The sequence below is a fragment of the Pseudomonas sp. R3-56 genome, assembly GCF_051132075.1.
Taxonomy (GTDB): domain Bacteria; phylum Pseudomonadota; class Gammaproteobacteria; order Pseudomonadales; family Pseudomonadaceae; genus Aquipseudomonas.
The window spans coordinates 3,667,836-3,684,091 of the sequence record NZ_CP071657.1; the positions used below are offsets into that span (position 1 = coordinate 3,667,836).

General features: G+C 56.2%; 13 protein-coding genes and 4 pseudogenes. 4 read left to right on the top strand and 13 right to left on the bottom strand.

The annotated features are described in order from the left end of the window. Positions 1-422: 422 nt before the first annotated feature. A pseudogene (locus J3P96_RS16370) lies at positions 423-635 on the bottom strand (hypothetical protein); the annotation flags it as partial. Positions 636-711: 76 nt separating this feature from the next. Here J3P96_RS16370 and J3P96_RS16375 point away from each other — a divergent pair. After that, entirely contained in the window at positions 712-1,161 is a 450-nt protein-coding gene (locus J3P96_RS16375) for a hypothetical protein (protein ID WP_434652370.1), read from the top strand. A gap of 230 nt (positions 1,162-1,391) precedes the next feature. Here J3P96_RS16375 and J3P96_RS16380 read toward each other — a convergent pair whose 3' ends face one another. The 7 genes and pseudogenes from J3P96_RS16380 to J3P96_RS16410 all read right to left on the bottom strand — a co-directional run bounded on the left by J3P96_RS16380 (position 1,392) and on the right by J3P96_RS16410 (position 9,880). After that, entirely contained in the window at positions 1,392-1,529 is a 138-nt protein-coding gene (locus J3P96_RS16380; protein WP_434652372.1) for a hypothetical protein, read from the bottom strand. Positions 1,530-2,019: 490 nt separating this feature from the next. Further along, positions 2,020-2,478 carry a hypothetical protein gene (locus J3P96_RS16385; RefSeq protein WP_434652374.1) on the bottom strand — a complete coding sequence of 153 codons (459 nt, stop codon included), beginning with the start codon at positions 2,476-2,478 and terminating at the stop codon, positions 2,020-2,022. Positions 2,479-2,750: 272 nt separating this feature from the next. Further along, complete coding sequence (locus J3P96_RS16390; protein ID WP_434652376.1) at positions 2,751-3,251, bottom strand: KilA-N domain-containing protein; 501 nt, start codon at positions 3,249-3,251, stop codon at positions 2,751-2,753. A gap of 245 nt (positions 3,252-3,496) precedes the next feature. After that, on the bottom strand, positions 3,497-4,459 hold the full coding sequence (locus J3P96_RS16395; protein ID WP_434652377.1) for a hypothetical protein: 963 nt from the start codon (positions 4,457-4,459) through the stop codon (positions 3,497-3,499). A gap of 261 nt (positions 4,460-4,720) precedes the next feature. After that, positions 4,721-5,342, bottom strand: a pseudogene (locus J3P96_RS16400) (tyrosine-type recombinase/integrase). A 204-nt stretch (positions 5,343-5,546) separates the two neighbouring features. Then, entirely contained in the window at positions 5,547-7,478 is a 1,932-nt protein-coding gene (locus tag J3P96_RS16405; RefSeq protein ID WP_434652379.1) for a UvrD-helicase domain-containing protein, read from the bottom strand. Further along, positions 7,475-9,880 (bottom strand): AAA family ATPase, encoded by a 2,406-nt coding sequence (locus tag J3P96_RS16410; protein WP_434652380.1) that lies wholly within the window; start codon positions 9,878-9,880, stop codon positions 7,475-7,477. Before J3P96_RS16410 ends, J3P96_RS16405 begins: the two co-directional genes overlap by 4 nt. Before the next feature lie 272 nt (positions 9,881-10,152). Here J3P96_RS16410 and J3P96_RS16415 point away from each other — a divergent pair. Further along, positions 10,153-10,421 (top strand): annotated as a pseudogene (locus tag J3P96_RS16415) (type ISP restriction/modification enzyme); the annotation flags it as partial. 338 nt (positions 10,422-10,759) lie between these two features. Continuing rightward, complete coding sequence (locus J3P96_RS16420; protein WP_434652381.1) at positions 10,760-10,972, top strand: hypothetical protein; 213 nt, start codon at positions 10,760-10,762, stop codon at positions 10,970-10,972. A 130-nt stretch (positions 10,973-11,102) separates the two neighbouring features. On the opposite strand, the gene J3P96_RS16425 is transcribed toward J3P96_RS16420, so the two are convergent. The 5 genes and pseudogenes from J3P96_RS16425 to J3P96_RS16445 form a co-directional block, all read right to left on the bottom strand. Beyond that, entirely contained in the window at positions 11,103-11,351 is a 249-nt protein-coding gene (locus J3P96_RS16425) for a hypothetical protein (protein ID WP_434652382.1), read from the bottom strand. Between the two features lie 253 nt (positions 11,352-11,604). After that, entirely contained in the window at positions 11,605-12,312 is a 708-nt protein-coding gene (locus J3P96_RS16430; RefSeq protein WP_434652383.1) for an RES family NAD+ phosphorylase, read from the bottom strand. Continuing rightward, a complete protein-coding gene (locus tag J3P96_RS16435) occupies positions 12,305-12,976 on the bottom strand; it encodes a hypothetical protein (RefSeq protein ID WP_434652384.1) in 672 nt (223 codons plus the stop codon). The genes J3P96_RS16430 and J3P96_RS16435 overlap by 8 nt, the downstream gene beginning before the upstream one ends. A 335-nt stretch (positions 12,977-13,311) precedes the next feature. Next, positions 13,312-13,578: pseudogene (locus tag J3P96_RS16440) on the bottom strand (Arm DNA-binding domain-containing protein); the annotation flags it as partial. A gap of 551 nt (positions 13,579-14,129) precedes the next feature. Continuing rightward, the gene (locus J3P96_RS16445; protein WP_434652385.1) at positions 14,130-14,912 is read right to left on the bottom strand and encodes an alpha/beta fold hydrolase; all 783 of its coding nucleotides are present in this window, start codon (positions 14,910-14,912) and stop codon (positions 14,130-14,132) included. 148 nt (positions 14,913-15,060) lie between these two features. Between J3P96_RS16445 and J3P96_RS16450 the strand changes: the two genes are divergently transcribed. Then, entirely contained in the window at positions 15,061-16,245 is a 1,185-nt protein-coding gene (locus J3P96_RS16450; RefSeq protein WP_434652386.1) for an iron-containing alcohol dehydrogenase, read from the top strand. Positions 16,246-16,256 lie beyond the last annotated feature (11 nt).

The following is a 16,256-nucleotide window of genomic DNA, read 5'->3' on the forward strand; positions in this document are numbered from 1 at the left end:
AGGCCGCTGTTCAAACGATTGGCATCAAAGTTAGTGATGATCTTCAAACGTCCTAGCGGACAGACAAATTTCAGTCGTAAGGGAGGGAAAGTGCCTTCCGGTCGCTCGGTACTGCAGGAAGCGCAGCGTTGGTTGCGGAGAGTCCGGAGCACCCACTGAGAGTGGAAGCAATGGCTGCCCATTCCGGCCTGAGCTCCTGGCATTTCGCGCGCTTGTTTGGGCAGAGGTTGGAGTCACCCCGGCTGCGTGGGTTGAAGCATCCCGCGGCGACGGTACGGCCTTGCTCGAGGCTAGCAAGGACGCGCCCAAGCAACTGGCGGCCATATGTGGATTTGCCAATATCGAAACCTTTCGCAGCGCGCTCACCAAGCACATGGGCGTGACTCCTGCTGAAAACGGTACGCGTAATAAATTATTTAGACACGAGCTGCTTTGGTTGGCGTGGTGCCTAGCCGACTAGGAAAAAGGCAGTCCTCGCTGCGTAGTTGTGCCTGATGTATCCAGGCCACGAGAGCTGACCGTGTTTGCTCAGTGATCTCAAACTGCACTACCTCTGGGGCTGGAGTTAGCCGGATGCCGTAAGCGGAGAAATCAGACAACTCGATCAAAGACACCGGAGGTGTTGGCCTGTCCATTTCCGCTCCTGTAATGCCGAGTTGCCATTACTCTAAGCAGTGGTTGAGAATGCGCAATTTGATTGAAGGAAAGTCCATGGAAAGCCAACAAAGATCGCCAGACAATGCGTTTTGGTCGAATGTTAAGAAACTGGCATTGATCGTACCGATAGCAGGATTGTTGGGAGCTGGCCTGTCTCAATTGTTAATGGGCGGCATCGACTACGGTGAGCTCAGAAGCTCTCTAAAGGCAGCGAACAGCCGTAACGAATCACTGGAAAAAACACTCGATGAGCTCCGTCAAGCAAACGAAGAATGGCGCACCGCGTACACAAAACTGAACGCTGACCTTTCAGTTGCAAAATCAAGAGTGGCTGATATGCAGAACGACCAATGCGAGTCGATTCGGGGCGTCATCTCGAGCCTGCAATACAAAATCGAAAATGCATACGGCTATGGCGAAACCGAGGAAAGACGTATGAACCTCCAGATAATTATGAAACAGCATCAGGAGTCTTTACGCGCGTGCTTTGCCTCTAGGAAGTGAGGCAAGCCATACAGATCGTCCCGCTATCTGCATGTCCCGAACAACAGGGTAGGATTTGGCCTTGATGCAAGCCCTCCGCCTCGACGAAGTCAACTGCCTAGCGATGGGCTATCCAGGCCGGTCGGGGCTTTGTGACGTTTTGTCTCATAGGGACCGCATTAAACGAGCTACGTTGGGCGTACCGACTTAAGTGGCGCGACACAATTGCTAATGCACGAACGTGTCGCGCTTTACTGCGTTGCCCGGTCCACGGCCTCGATCGCCTTGTCTGCTGCTTTGGTGGCGGTCGTTGCGGCCTTGGTCGCCTTGTCGGCTGCGGTGCTGGTCTTGCGGGTGAGCTCATCCAGGCGCTTGTCTCGCTCTTCCATTGCGGCGGCGTAGGCGCCGCGGATAACCGCCCGCCTGCATCACCGCAACACGCAGATGAATCCCCGGGCTGACGGGCAAGTGTAAGACCTGAGGGATCGCGGGAATCGTGGCCGGTAGAGTGAGTAAGCGCCCAGATGGCCACGGCGAGTCCAAGAATAAGCGGCTGAAACCTTCGCCCCGGTGAAACTCCGGTGTCACTAAGGCCGCTAATAGTCATGCCGGGATCAGCTCCGGCTATCTGCATCAATCTCCACTGGGTTGCGAGTCCGCGGCCGGGAGAAAGCAACACGGCGGTGAAGTCCGCGCTGGAGACGTAACCAGCACCCTCCCCCGACCAATACCGCATGCACATGACACCGCGCCCCAGGGCAACCAGCGGAAGGATCGTGTGCAGCCGGAATTTGTTGGATCAACCAGATGGAGGCCGCCATGGCAACCAGTTATGCAGATATGCGACTTCCTCATATTCACTGTTTGCTTTCGCTCGGTTTACTTCCCAAGGCAAAGCAGGTTGAGAGCGATTTTTTTGTATTTGCCCTTGGCGAACATGTAGGTCTGAAGCTCCTTGAAACGTCGGGTACTTCCGGATACCTCATAGGTGATTAGGAAAGCTATCAGCGGCTTATCCGCGGTCTGCCAGTGGTTGCAGATCTGCTCGATCGTGATCTTGAGGTCGGCGACCCTGCTATAGCCGATGAAGGTCTGAAAGACTGCGCCATCTGTTTTATGAAGCAGCTTAGAAAACTCATTGATATCGGTGTGCGCTCGCTTCCACTCCCACTCCACAAACGAAAGCGTATTTTGGTCGTTATAGCGGATTACTGCATCAGTGCGCCCTCCCTGCTCAAACAGGGCTCTAGCGCCAAGAAGCGTGGCGCACTGACGCACGACCAATCCAAGATGGATCGTCCAGTCGGTGCGCCCCGCTACCGCATGCGCCTCGGACACCGGGAAATCCCGGTACCACAGTCAATTAAACAACGTGATGAAATCCCGTTCGACGCGCTTCATATGCTCCCTTAGTGTTTCGGATAGCTCACCGTTTTTTCGGCTGAGCTGGTTGAAAATTGAGAGTGGCTCTCCAGGCGAGTGTAATGATCACCAGACCATGCCACCTAGGAATTCCGATCCAGTGCAGGGCTAGCTCTAGGGCGGTTGAGCCATTTCGGTTGCTCCAAAAACGACGAAGCCCGCACTAGGCGGGCTTTCGTTCGTCTTCATCAGTTGGGATTATCTAGCCCTAACGTGAGCTGCAGTTGATCCTGCAAATGGGCCACACGATATTCAAGCTTCCGCTTTTTCATACGCCACTCCAGGAGCCCCCTTCCATGCTCGCTTGCCTCACGCCGGCTTTCATCCAGCACCTTGCAGGCAGCATCGAAGCGACTTTTCATTGAAACGGTCTCTCGTAAGATTCTGTTGATGGCCAGGTCACACCAGCGGGCAAGCTTTCGATCCAGCTCGCTCACAAATTCCATCGACACCTTCGGGTGCAGCCAGATATCGCCAGCCTGGCCGCCATGGATCTGGATGAGATCCTCAGGCCCCTCGACACCAAATGCAGCAGCCGCATCGGTTAGGTACTGCTGTGTCTCTATTGATCCCAGCCAGTCATTCACTGAAGCTGAGTAAAGCTTTGCTACGTGACTAGCGTTCAACCAGCCGTTCACGCTGAAAACGATGGTCTTGCTTTGATACTCAACCTGGATCGAATTTTTCATATCGGGATCTCCACCCATTTTCGATAGGCGTGCGTAGGCCTCACGAGGAAACTCTCGTGACCTAAGCCCATGTGCACGTAAATTTAGGGACAAAACCGCCGCTGGAACGCGGCGAGAGGAAAATCCAAGACACAAAAAAACCGGCTAAAGAGCCGGCTTCTATGTCTTGCTGATGCAGATACCACATCATAGGGTTTATATTGAATTAACTGCTCATTTTTGGCAACCCCCTAAGGAGGCCGTGTTCACTCAGAGGTTCTGGCCATCCAACGTAGACAGGAATGGCAGATGCGAAGGCTTGAGCCCAATGAGTCCTTTGTAATCTCAGATTGGTCTTTGGTTGTAAGGCGACGGCAGGTTTTGCAGCTCATTGTCCTACCTCTGTTTGAGCGCACAATGAGATTGCCTGGCTCACAGTTGAGGTAATCCCCGTCATGCATGACCACTTTTTTTCCTGGAGTGCGGCCTTCCTCAGCAATCAATTCAGCAAGGGTGAGGTGTTGCCCTTCTGACTCACCTGCGTAGCTGATACTGATTCTGGATCGATGCCCTCGCTCAAAGAAGAGCCCTTCCACAATATGCTCAAGCCAGTGCTGATGAGACCCTTCCGCACCAAATTCCCGCGCTAGGTTTTCCTTCTCGAATGGCTTCAAGCTGCTGAATAAGGCCGCTGGCGATTGCGAACGAATCAGGGACCTCCACCCCGTACTAATTTCGATGGTGATACCGAGCCTGTCCTGGGGGATCTCCCCTGGGGGTAGCGCAAGCCATTGCTTGGGTTTCTTGTACCCATCTGAACTCAGCTGAGATCTCCTATCTAGGTAGATCCAGGTATTCTCGTAAGGAAAATACCCGTACAGCATGAGCTCCAAGAGGCGTGTCGTTGGAGGCGCCACGTACTCGACGCCGTGGTAAACACACTGCCGGCTGAAATGGTAGGCATGATGGCTTCGTCGCTTCGTATCGCTCGGAGCGAGAAATTGGCTGGCGGGCGGGCATTTGAAAATATTGTCCAAGTGGGTGATGAACTTGGCCTCTGCCTCAAGGCAGTCCAAGCTATGACCTTCGATGCCGAACAGCTGCCACCAACGAATTGAGGCTTCATGCTCCATCCGCTCCCGCAGCTTGATCGCCAGCTCTCGATCTAAATACGCCTCCTCCCCAGCTGAGAGGGATCTGGCGTCTTTGGCCTTGGCACGCAGCCACATCCTAGTTCTTTCCCAATCACTGTAAGACACGAACACCTGACCTTAGTGAACATCTGAATGGTGATGCTGCTGGATTTTGGCCAGATGGGATAGATCCGGAGAGGCTGAAAGAAACCCGCTCTGCAAGCCAAGCCTCACAAATCTGAACCACCCCTGCTTCTGTAGACGCCTTCAAGCTTCTAGGAAGGGCTGCCAACCCTGCGTAACTGTCCGCTTTGGGTCGGTTAGCGACGGCCTGACTTCGACCGTCGCTATGCATGATCAAACCTCAGTCTGTTCCGCCATCTCCAGGGCGTCATCGACCTCAATCCCCACATATCGAACAGTTCTCTCCAGCTTCGTATGGCCGAGCAGCAACTGAACCACCCGTAGGTTCTTCTTTCTGCGATAGATTAGTGATGCCTTCGTACGTCTCATTGTGTGAGTGCCATACATGGCTGGATCAAGGCCTACGGCTTTCACCCAGCCTTTGACGATACGAGCGTATTGACGAGTAGCTAGATAGTCTGAAGTATGCAGCCGGCTAGGAAAAAGGCAATCCTCGCTGCGTAGTTGTGCCTGATGTATCCAAGCCACGAGAGCTGACCGTGTTTGTTCAGTGATCTCAAACTGCACTGGCCGCTGCGTTTTCTGCTGCATCACCATGGCTCGTGATGATACATGCTCGCCATGGGCGACATCGCGCACGCGGAGCTTGGTTAAGTCGCAGGCTCGAAGCTTATTGTCGATGGCAAAGATCGAAGAGAGCCAGATCCCTGGTTCTTTCCGCAATTTGAAGCCTTACTCGGATGGCCCAGATATCTCTCAGTCGGAGTGGGGCTTTCTGCCCGACTAGTTTTCCTTTGTTCCAGGGCTGACGGCTGCAGGCAGCGATGATGTTCATGACAAGTCCTCCACGGGTGGAAAGACAAGGATGGCTAATCAGAGCGACGGTCGCTAACCGGCCAGAAGCGGACATCGGCAAGCGACCGTCGTTGGCCATTTGCAGTCGCTCACATCCTCAGAGTTAGCATCCGGTAGCTACCACTTGGCACCGCGGGAGCGCCCCGCTCGGCTCTTGCTTCAAATAGGTCAGGCAATCGTTCGTCTATGTCCATCCAACTAACACTTCCTGCGTAAAGACTGCGCTTCGCGGCAAGATCCCGCTCGCCACTACGTTTTCCAAGGTGGTCGCCGGATCGGAGACAAAGAACGTTAGTACCAGTCCCCGCTGGCCGCGAGTGCAGCAGACGTAAAGCAGTCGCAGCGTTCGGCTCCAAGTGTTTTCGTCACCGCCCAATGCTCGTGCACGATCTGCAGCGCGGCCCTCAGCACTCGCGAAGACACGCTCGTAGTTGTACGTTCGGTAGTCGCTTTCTTCCTCGTCCATCACCACCATGACGCGTTCGAACTGCGCTCCCTTCACACCGTGCTGTGTAGCATACGGGGAGCCTTCTGAGACATAGCGCTCATAGGGCCAAAGCTCTTGTGCAGAGCACTTGAAGAACTTGGCCATTGCCGCGTCCGAGGATAGTCCTTCGGCCGGAACTGCATCAGCAGCCTCGGGCTCCTGAGCAGCGTCAGCAACATCCCTGACAAATCCAAGAACACGCGCATAGCGATCGTCGAACTCGAAAAGACCCGTGTCACAGAGATGGAGTGCTATGTCACCAATGGTGGTCCCTGCCTCGTCCAGCATGGCGACAAGTCTCGACATAGCAGCGTGCAGTTCTCGCAATACAGCCGCGGCACGTCGGCCGGTAAGAGCCCCTGGCGCCAGACGCGGGCTGAACTTCCGGAGCAGGCTCATCGCCGCGAACTCGTTGCCGGCCTTCACGGCGGCAACGATCGGTAGCGCAAAACTTAGGAAGGGTCGAACCGGCCAGCCGGTGCCATCCTGCATCCCCTGCTTCATACCCTCCGATGTCTTATCGTTCAGCGCCGAGTAGATGTCACCGAAGCCGAGCCGGTTTGCGGCCATGCGGTGCACGATGACAAGAATCTTGAGCGCGATGTCTGGGGTCGTCCAACCCTCGTCGTTGTTCGTCGCCGCACTCCACGCCCGGACTCTTGCCAGGGCCTCAATTCGGTTCAGCGTGTTCGGCAGGACGAACATCCGGGCCGAGCCCTCCACCGGCTTGAGATCTCCATCAACCCTTTCGTGCAGCCCGCGGACTTGCTCCATGCCGTCGCCCTGCGCGCGCACGGCGTTGGCGACGTCAAGGATCTGCTTGGCACAGCGAAAATTCTCTGGTTTCGTGATGGCCCGCCAATGGTCCTCAAGCGGGATGTCTCCCGCCCCTCTCATGAAGATCGCCTGCATCGGGTCGCCAAAAAAACCGAGACAGAACTTGCGCCGCATCTGGGCTTCCACTTCCTTGAAGGACTTCACCACGCTCGGGAACGTGTCCTGACTCTCATCGATGAACACAAACGGGAAGTTCAGCGCTACGACCCGTCGGAACAGCGGGCGATTTTGCAGCAGGAAGTCGGCGAGCTGAAGGATGTCCTCGTGGCCGAGGATGCCCTTCGCGTAGTCACTGCCCACGCCGTAGTTGAAAGTCTTGACGCAAGCGATAGCCTCCAGATTTCGGACATAACGCTCCTGGTCAGCCTTGTTCCTGTCGCGTGTGGTCTGCCGAACACGCGAGCTGTAGTTCTTGAACTCTTCTTCCAGCTCGGAGATCCGCCTGCGGATGTCGTTCTGTAGCCAAACCTTAATGTCCGCCTGAAACGTCTTGGTAATGGACCAGTAGAAGCTGTGGATGGTCGAGACATGAACCAGCGGGTCGTCGTTAACATCCGCCAAGATTTCTTTGGCGGCGAGGTCGGTATATGTGATGCAGGCGACCTTCTGCTTTTTCGCCCGCATGCTGGCGCCGTGCTCTGAGATCACCCAGTCCAGCGCCTTGATAAGGGAGGTAGTCTTGCCGGAGCCTGCGCCGGCGCGGACCACGAACGGCTGCGGGGGGTTCGCGGCAATACACGAGTGGATCTCGCGGTCAGCGTCGGTGTCTGGGCTATCAATTCGCCTGCTCATGTCGTCTGCCCCGCGTCTGCAATGACGGCGACAACACCGGCTGCAGTCGGCTCAATTGTCGCGACCTCGGTGGCAATAGCCGCGTCCGCCTCAATCTCGTGGGCCACTTTAGCTTCGAGCCAGGCTAAGCCCTCGGCGATATACGTGGGGACCTTCCAGCAGTTGAGCGGCCCGCTTGCGAGGACCTCCAGCGCAAAGCGAGTCTTGTCGAAGTTCTTGCCGATCACCCTGGCGTGCAACTTCTCAGCCAGTTCCTCAGGGCTGTTTGGTGCGCGCTTCAGCTTGAGTCCGACCGCCCGGTTAGCCTCAGCCTGACACCAGTCGGAGTTCTCAAGACCGAAGGCCTCCTCAAGCGTGCGGCCACAGAGCTGCGAGGTCGTGGCACCCACCGTCACCAAAACCTTGGTTTGATAGGCCACCCGAACCTCAGCGCTGGCCCCCTCGGCAAGCGACTGCGTCTTTTGCTCCGCCGTGACTTCCCAGAGTTCGGCCACCGACCGCTTCTTAGGGATCCAGCTGATAAGGGTTTGGTTGGACGTGACGGCACCCTCCACGTGAGCATGGCAGGTGCTGCCACGCTTCTTGGATTTTTTCTTGCCGCCCGGTGCTGCGTCGTCGTCGTCTTCGAGCTCGAAGGGCTTCAAGTCGTCGTCCTCGTTATCTCTGTCGACGGTGCCGCCAGCTCCTGCATCTTGCTCGGCGGCATTCTCGGCATCCGTCTTGACTGCTACGCTGTCCAGATCCGTGATAACCAGCGTAGTGAGTCCAACGAAGGCGATCAATTCCTGGAACCTATGCGCGAACGCGCCACCGACCTCAAGGATGGTCAGCGCGGAGGAGCGCAGGCGCTTGGCCGCCGACTCGATCATGGCTGGTAAGAGCAGGCGCTCGACATTGCCCTCCACCAAGATGACCGCATCGGAAAAGAAGAGATCGCAGTGTGTCAGTTTCAGATACCGCTGCAAGAATTCGCGCGCTGGAGCGTCGGCCGCGCCCGTCTTGAAGAGCGAAAGATTCCTTACCTCGGTATTATGGTCCAACTGGTCGCTGACACGGCGGAAGTACCTGATGGGAGAGAACCCGCGCTCATAGAGGATGTGTGGGGAGTGCGTGGTGACAACGAGCTGCGTGTGGAAAAACGTCGCGTGATCGTTGGCATCCTCAAGCAGGCGCAAAACGTTCCTGATGAAGACCTGCTGGATCTGCGCGTGCAGATGCGCCTCAGGCTCTTCAATGAAGACCAGATGCAGTGGCGCCCGTTTGTCTTCCTCGGCTTTCCACTGCTCGTGCAGGTCGAGGAGTTCAACCACCATATATACCAGGTTCTTGAACCCCAGACCGTTGTAGCTGTCGGGCAGTTGCGCGGTGACAGCACCAGGAACCACGTAGTGAACCTTGGCATCCTGCGCCAGGACGGTGGTCGGATCCAAGGCCGCCCGAATCACGATCTCGGGGTTGTTGACGCCTGGATAGCCAAGTTTGGCGAGGCGCTTGAGGGTGTCGCTGAAGACTTCCTCTAGGTGGAAGTTCAGTTCTTTCTCCGAGGTATCGAGCGCTTTGAGCGCTGCATGATCGTCGCCACGCTTCTCCAGATTGCGGTGATAGAAACGGCTCAGACGCCGCGACAAGCTCTCGGCGCGGTCGGAGCTGCCAGCATCCGGGTCATCGAGGTGCCGCTGCGCGCGCAGGAAGTCCACCCTCACCAGAGACTTGAGAATGGCCGCGCCACCCGGCTCCTTACCTAGGGGCAGCGGCTCATAATCGGCCTCCTTTGCCTGATAGCCGACAAATGCGCGCTCATCGAGCACGTAGTAGCGGAACATATATTCCTTGGTCAGCTCCTTGGCGAGGTACTTCGTCAGACTTTCCGGCCAGGGCTTGTACTCGCCAGGATCCGCCACCACCGCCGCCGCATTTTCCGCGCCTGCCTCCATGGCCGCACTGCGCCTGGCCACCAGTGCGGTCGCAGCGTTGTTGGCTTTTTCATGCAGTTCATGGAACTTTCGGACGAGCGCATGGGCGTCCCGAGGCTCGAACGCCACCCGGATCCCGACGCACTTGCCGTCCCACTCCGTGCTCGGAAGAAGCGACATTGCAGTGGCGAGGTCGTCTTCACCGACGCGGAACCAGAGATCCAAAAGAATGGACGGCAACTGCTTGGGCGCGTCCTCATCGCCTAGAGGCGTCCTGCCGATGGCGTCGATCTCGGACCACAGCGCCGCGCTGAAGTCGAAGAGTTCGAACTTCTTCGCTTCGCCACGGAGCATCGAGTACAGGCCTTGTACGGCAGACGTCTTGCCGCTGTTGTTAGCGCCAACGAAGATGGAAATCTCGTCGTCAAGCTCAATGACGACGTCGCGCAGTCGGCGATAGTTCTGCAGCCGATATGCCTGTAGCTTCATGATCACCTCTTCCTAAGTGTTGCCGGGACAGCTAGGTGCTGAGCACGCAGGCCGGCTGCTTTCCTTTGAGCGCTCGCGCTTTTTCCCACTTGCTCAATCTAGCAGCATCTATGTGCGGATGCCGAGATGAGACTTATGTAGCGCACGCCATGCTGACTCGCCACGCTAAACCGGTCAGCACATCCACGCCGAAATAACGACGACCTTACCCATACATATATGCATCAGAGGGCTGGCTGCACGGATCGCAGTCCTTGGAATCACTGGGTCGAATGCAAGTGACTGATCCGCAGCTATGCAAGCGGGCGGTCAGATCGAGTGCAATTTCGCACATGCACTCAACCGGTTCCCTTGAAACAAGTAAAGTATCATCGCTTCGCATTCCCGAGGCGGCCTGGGGGCACTTGGTCAACGGCAAGGCCGCATTGGACTGGGTGATGGAGCGCCAAACGGTGCGTACTGACAAGGCCAGCGGAATCGTCAATGACGCCAACGATTGGGCCGTGGAAACCATGGGCAACCTAAGTCCCCTCTGGAGCTGTTGAATAACGCATGCAAGCCTCCTAGATGCTTTTGAGCATCTGCTTTTGGCCGATAGTGTTGAAAAAGTTGCTCCGCTTAAACTGCCCTGAAATTGACCGGGGAAAACGCCATTTTTGCACGCTGCTACGTCAAATCTGAGCCAGGAAGCCTCAGCAAAAAGTAAAGATTTCAATCTCAGATGCGTACTTTTCTGCCGCGGAAAACAAGGCCGACTTTTTCAACAGAATCGGCCGATTGCTGCCACTGAATCACAGCAATCGCTCGCTTATTCAACGCCCTTTTGTTTCCACCCCTTCCGCTGCTACGCTTTTGAGTTCTCGATTGGAGTCGAAAACAATGCCCACCGAATATTCACTTTCTGATGTTCTTGAGCGGCTGTACCAAAATCAGCTCGCCTTGGAGGCGGCGGTGATGGAACTGACCTTGAAGGTAGAAGACCAAGGTGCAACAGAAATTGGCGCCAACGTCAGAGGTGCACTTCAGACCATCGGCGAGAACGCCGGACACATCAAACAGGGTTTGGCTAAGCTGAGAGCCACCGGTCACTGATTTAACCGCCCATACGATGGCGAGCTTGGCGATTTTTCGCGCAAAGCATAAAGATTGACCTGACGGATGTGCAGATTCCCCGCGCGCTGCGCGGCGACATCGTGAAGATACGGGCGCCCTCAATTTTTCGTTATGAAAGGCGACGCACCTTGATAATCATGTCCGAAGCTACCTTATGCTTGGGCTTGGCCGCTCGAATAACCTTGTGCTGACCATCGGCCATTGTTTCAACGAGCATGCCATTCCTGATTTCCATCACACTGAGTCCGGCCGCCAGCGTATTGATATAGGCCGCCTTAATCGCGCCTTTCGCCATGGCTGGAATTTTCTCTTCCAGCCGGCTCACCAGTTCATCATTTAACATCTGGTTGACGTCCATAACGAACTCCGCATTTGGGCCAGCACGGAGCCAGCCATCATGTTATTGCTGCGTGTTCCGGGACAAGCACCGTCCGCTCCTAGAACGCACAGAAGACCTATTTGTTGACCGTCGATGCTACACAGGCCTGTACGGAAGAATCCATCAATGCCCCCATCAAAGCCCGCCGTCTTCAGCAAGACCTAATGACTGAGGAACGGCAACTCCAGCCTCAGAGAGCGGATGCCAGGGGCCACTGTTCGGTCATTTTGACTCAGCTTTTTCCCGCAATGATAACGACCCCAATCCGCTCTGCCAGATTGAGCACCGTGTCGAACGCAGTCGAGTCGCCGGTCAAGCTGCGTGACGCCCCTTGCGGATGGAGTGCGCCGTCAGGAACCCGGTCACCGAAGAGCACCACCGCCCGTGCCGAATCATCTTGTCGCGACACCCAAGACAACCCTTGGGCATCTGGACACTGACGGTGGATTGCCTCGGCCCATTTGCGCGTTGCAGGGTACTGGTCTTTCTCAGTGTCGATCAGTTGTTTGCGCGTGATGCCCAGTTTCCGCAGGGGCACGCTGGACAGATCCACCAGGTGCAGCGGTTGGCTAACCTGGACGGCAGAATGCACCTGTCCAGTCAGCTTGCCTTTGTCGAAGCTCTTAAACCCAGCCGTATGGGGAACGTCGTGGAAGACGGTCTCCATCAAGGCGCAATCGACTGTCGTGCCTCCATACAAGGTGGGAATCGCCCGCCCCTGATCATCCTGGATCGGGCTGAAGCGTGCATTGCCGTGCACACCGGGATTGAATTGACCTGGCTGATACTTATCTTGATGCACACGATGAAGCACATCGCCTTTGGCGATCACGGTGAAAGTGACGTGCAACGTAGCCGCAGGCACTGGGGTAACGGACGCCGCCAAATCCGTGGGAGGCGTCGCCCTACCCTCACTGGACTCGGTACGCTGCTTAGCCATGGACAATGCCCTGGATCTCATCCAGTGCGGCAGCAATCACCCGATCAGGCGCCGATGCCAACAGGTCCTGGGGCCTTTTACCCCCCAGAAAACTGTTATCTGAACGGAACCAGTAAGCCATACCCCAGCCGTCCTTGTGGCCAGCGAAAGCCTCAATAACTTTGGCTAATGCCTTGAACGGCCGATAGCACGCATCCGGATCCAAGCCGTAACCCGGGAAATAATCGACCCCACCGTGACTGATGGCAAAGATCTGCCCCTGCTTTTTCCATTTGTTGGGCTGGGCACTCGGGTTTCGTGTACTCAACTGTGCCACCTGGGCGATGTCCGCGGCGGTCAGCCAGTCACCACTTTCCAATACCGCTTTACGGGCTTGGACCAGCATTGCCGCTTCCTTGAGCAGGCGAGGCGACGGCGGCTTACGCGTCACAAAGACCTCGGCCAGTCGCTCCAGCGACTTCGGGTCCTGACGCTCCTGCAGCACCTCATACATTGAGGAGGCCACATTGGCGAAGTTTTCCGCCAAGGCCTCAAATACATTGAGGTTGACCTGATCGAAAGACACGACCAGCACTCGGTCCGCATGCGAGCGGCTCAAGCTGGCCCGAGCCTCCTTAGGCGTACCGACCAAGGTGGAAACGCCCAACTGCTCTGTAACGCTCATGGAAATCTCCTCACCAGTTATCTGAGCTATCTAATCCTAGCATAGTCTTGATAACCCTAGATCGAGCCTAAGCTCCATTCATCTGGATGCATAGGTAGGTTTGAGGGAAGCACGCCATGCCGTCGATCAGCACGGTGGTTCTGGGACGAAAAGTCTAAGGATACGATCTTGGCTTTCCGGTGTGCGGGCGAGCTAAAGACCAGCAATGGTAGACCGAAAGAGTTGGCAACCCAGTTCAGCACTGCTTGAATTCCCAGCAGTCCGCGACGTCAGATCGGGCGGTGCCGCCCTTATCCCCCCTAGGGCTGAAGATCTGCATCACATCGTTTGGCATTGCGCTCAAGGCGTCGCTGATCGCGGGGATCGAGACCCTTCGCGACCAGCGCCCTGGCGATATCGCGCAGAGCGCGAGCATCGCGTAGACCTATTTCAGGATAAGTACCGAGCGAAATACGAGGCTGTTTGCCCGCCCAAGAAAAACGGAAGTGCCAGCTCTTGGTGCCTTTCGTATTCACGAAAAGCGCAAGGCCATCAAAGTCAGGAAGGCTGTAGTTTTTGGCGCGAGGCCTGGCGTGTCGGACCGCCGTATTGGTAAGGACCATTGTACTAACTCCACTCATATGGATGAAGGAGGGTTGTACCGTTTTCGGAGTGCCAAGCAGCTCTAAAAACTGATTTACCAAGCGTCGAATTGATGTACTAAAAAATGTACTAAAAATTCGTGGATATTGATGTACCAGAATAGACTTTACTGGAACTAAAAAAGAGGCCGAAGCCTCTTTCTTTGGTTTCTACATACTTCAATGGAAGTCTATGGAAAAATAATTGGAGCGGGAAACGAGACTCGTATCAGGTGTCCGACTTATTGAAATTTATAGGGTTTCTTTTCTTGCCGAAGCAGGAAAAGACTTAATTCTGGACTTGTTTTTGGGGTGTTTCAAGGACCAAGAAGGCGGGATTCCGGGCTGTGCCATTTCCTTCTACCTATAGCTAGTTGGGCGGAAAGCGTTCGGTCTGGACAGTTACTCACGGCGCAGTGGTCGTTCTGGCGACAGGTTCTTAGGCGGTACGGTTGTTACCGCGAACTGATCGATATCGGGGAAACAGCAATTAGGTTTGAAACCACTGAACCAACCGGGACCAGCGGCTTTCGTTAGTGGAACCGGGCAGTGGATGTATGCCTGGCGATAAAATGCTGGACGATCCGCGCCAGGCCAAGGGGATCTTCGGCGGGCATCAGGTGCCCACCAGGCAACGAATACAGATAGCCGTGGAGCAACTGCCGGTGCAAGGCGATACTGACCGTCGTTGGGATCAACCGGTCATCCCTGCCAACGATGACCGCAGTCGGACACTGGAGCTGCCGTGCCTGCGACGACACGTCCAATGCGAGATTGAGTTTCATCTGGGCGGCGACCCCCGGCCAATGGACCCGTTGGTAAAAGTCATTTATGCAAGTGGCCACCTGAATGGCGGACAGGGTTCCCAGCCAGGAAATGGAAAAGCCGCGCATCACAATTTCGGCCGCCAGTTCCCTTGGATGATCCTCGAGCAGCCGTTGCCAATAGACGAAGGTCCGGCGCACTCGCGGCTCAAGGCCATTGGCGAAAGGCGCGATCAAGGTCAGCGAATGTATCTGCCGCGCCATCAGCCTCGCCACTTCAACCGCCAACGCGGCGCCTAATGAATAGCCGACCAGATGAAAACTTTCCACGACGCGATCCCGAATCCGCCCGGCGATCAGCTTGCCCAGCTCTTCGAGCGTTATTTCAACCGTGCTCCCCTGGTCCAACCGCGACAGGTCAACAGCCAGGAGTCGGTATTCACCGTCCAGATAACCAGCGAATTTTCCCCACGTGGAGAGCGGACTCCCTGCGGTACCGTGAATCAGCACCAGACAGGCCTGCCCTTCTGAATTCAACTCTACCAAGTCCAACACTTGCGCACCTTCCCGGGACTGACTCCGATCCGAGCGTAGCCGTTTCGCTAATCTCCAAAGGTCATTTTTTCTAAACCGAAGCTTCAGCTTTTGTGCGTTGTATCCCCCTAGCGAGCGACCTAAAAAGGTCGAAAGGAGGAACACCATGCAGATGAACAACCCCACATTCAATGCGCAGCAATTCAATGCCGACTGGAGCTACCCCACACCGATCTGGTTTGGGGTTGAGCGGATCCATGAGCTTGTCAATGGCTGTGTCTTCCTGGGCAAACACCGACCGTTGGTGGTGATCGATCAAATACTGTTGGAGCATCCGCTTGTTCTGGGTGCCCTGGAGCGCTGCACGCAGGCGGGCATTGACCTCAGGATTTTCTCGAACTTCCGCTCCGACCCGGATACCGAAATGCTCGAGCAAGGCATCGCTGCGTTCAATGAGCATTCCCGGGATCTGGTTGTCGGGATCGGTGGCGGCAGCGCCCTGGACCTGGCGAAAGCGATTGCCTTCATGGCCGTACAAACCAAACCGACCTGGTCTTTCGAAAGCTTGCCCAATCTCTGGAAAGCCGCCAACTCCAACGTGCCGCCGATTATCAGCGTGCCCACCACGGCGGGCACCGGGGCCGAGGTTGGCCGGGCTGCGGTGCTACTGGATAAACTGGAAAACCGCAAACGGTTGCTATTCCATCCCAAGATGCTTTCCAGCCTGGTTATCGTCGATCCCGCCTTGACCCTGACGGTGCCAGCGGCGATTTCCGCGGCCGTGGGCATCGATGCGTTTTCCCATGCTTTCGAAGCTTACTGCGCCACCAGCTTCCATCCCATGGGAGACGGCATCGCGCTGCAGAGCATGGGACTGATCAAGGACTGGCTGCCCGTTGCGGTCCGGGACGCAAATCATCTCCAGGCGCGTTGCTACTTGAGCGCGGCAGCCTTGATGGGGGCCGTGGCTTTTCACAAGGGTCTGGGGGCGGTCCACGCCATCAGTCACTCCATCGGCGGTGCATATGGCACCCACCACGGCCTTACCAATGGCGTGTTATTGCCTTATGTGGTCGCCTACAACCGTCCCGTCATCGAAGCCAAGCTGGTGCGGCTCAGTGAAATCCTGAACCTGGCGCAGCCAGGCTACGAATCCTTCATGGCGTGGCTCAAGGGGTTTCTGGCAAACCTCGGTATTCCCCGCCATCTGCGCGACATCATTCACCAGCCGTTCGACGCCGACCTCGTGGCCGCCCTGGCAGCCGCGGACCCCACCGCCCGGACAAACCCGCAGATCCTCTCGGTACAGCAGTACAAGACCATCATCGACAACGCCTGGTCCGGGGACTGAGCAGACATAGC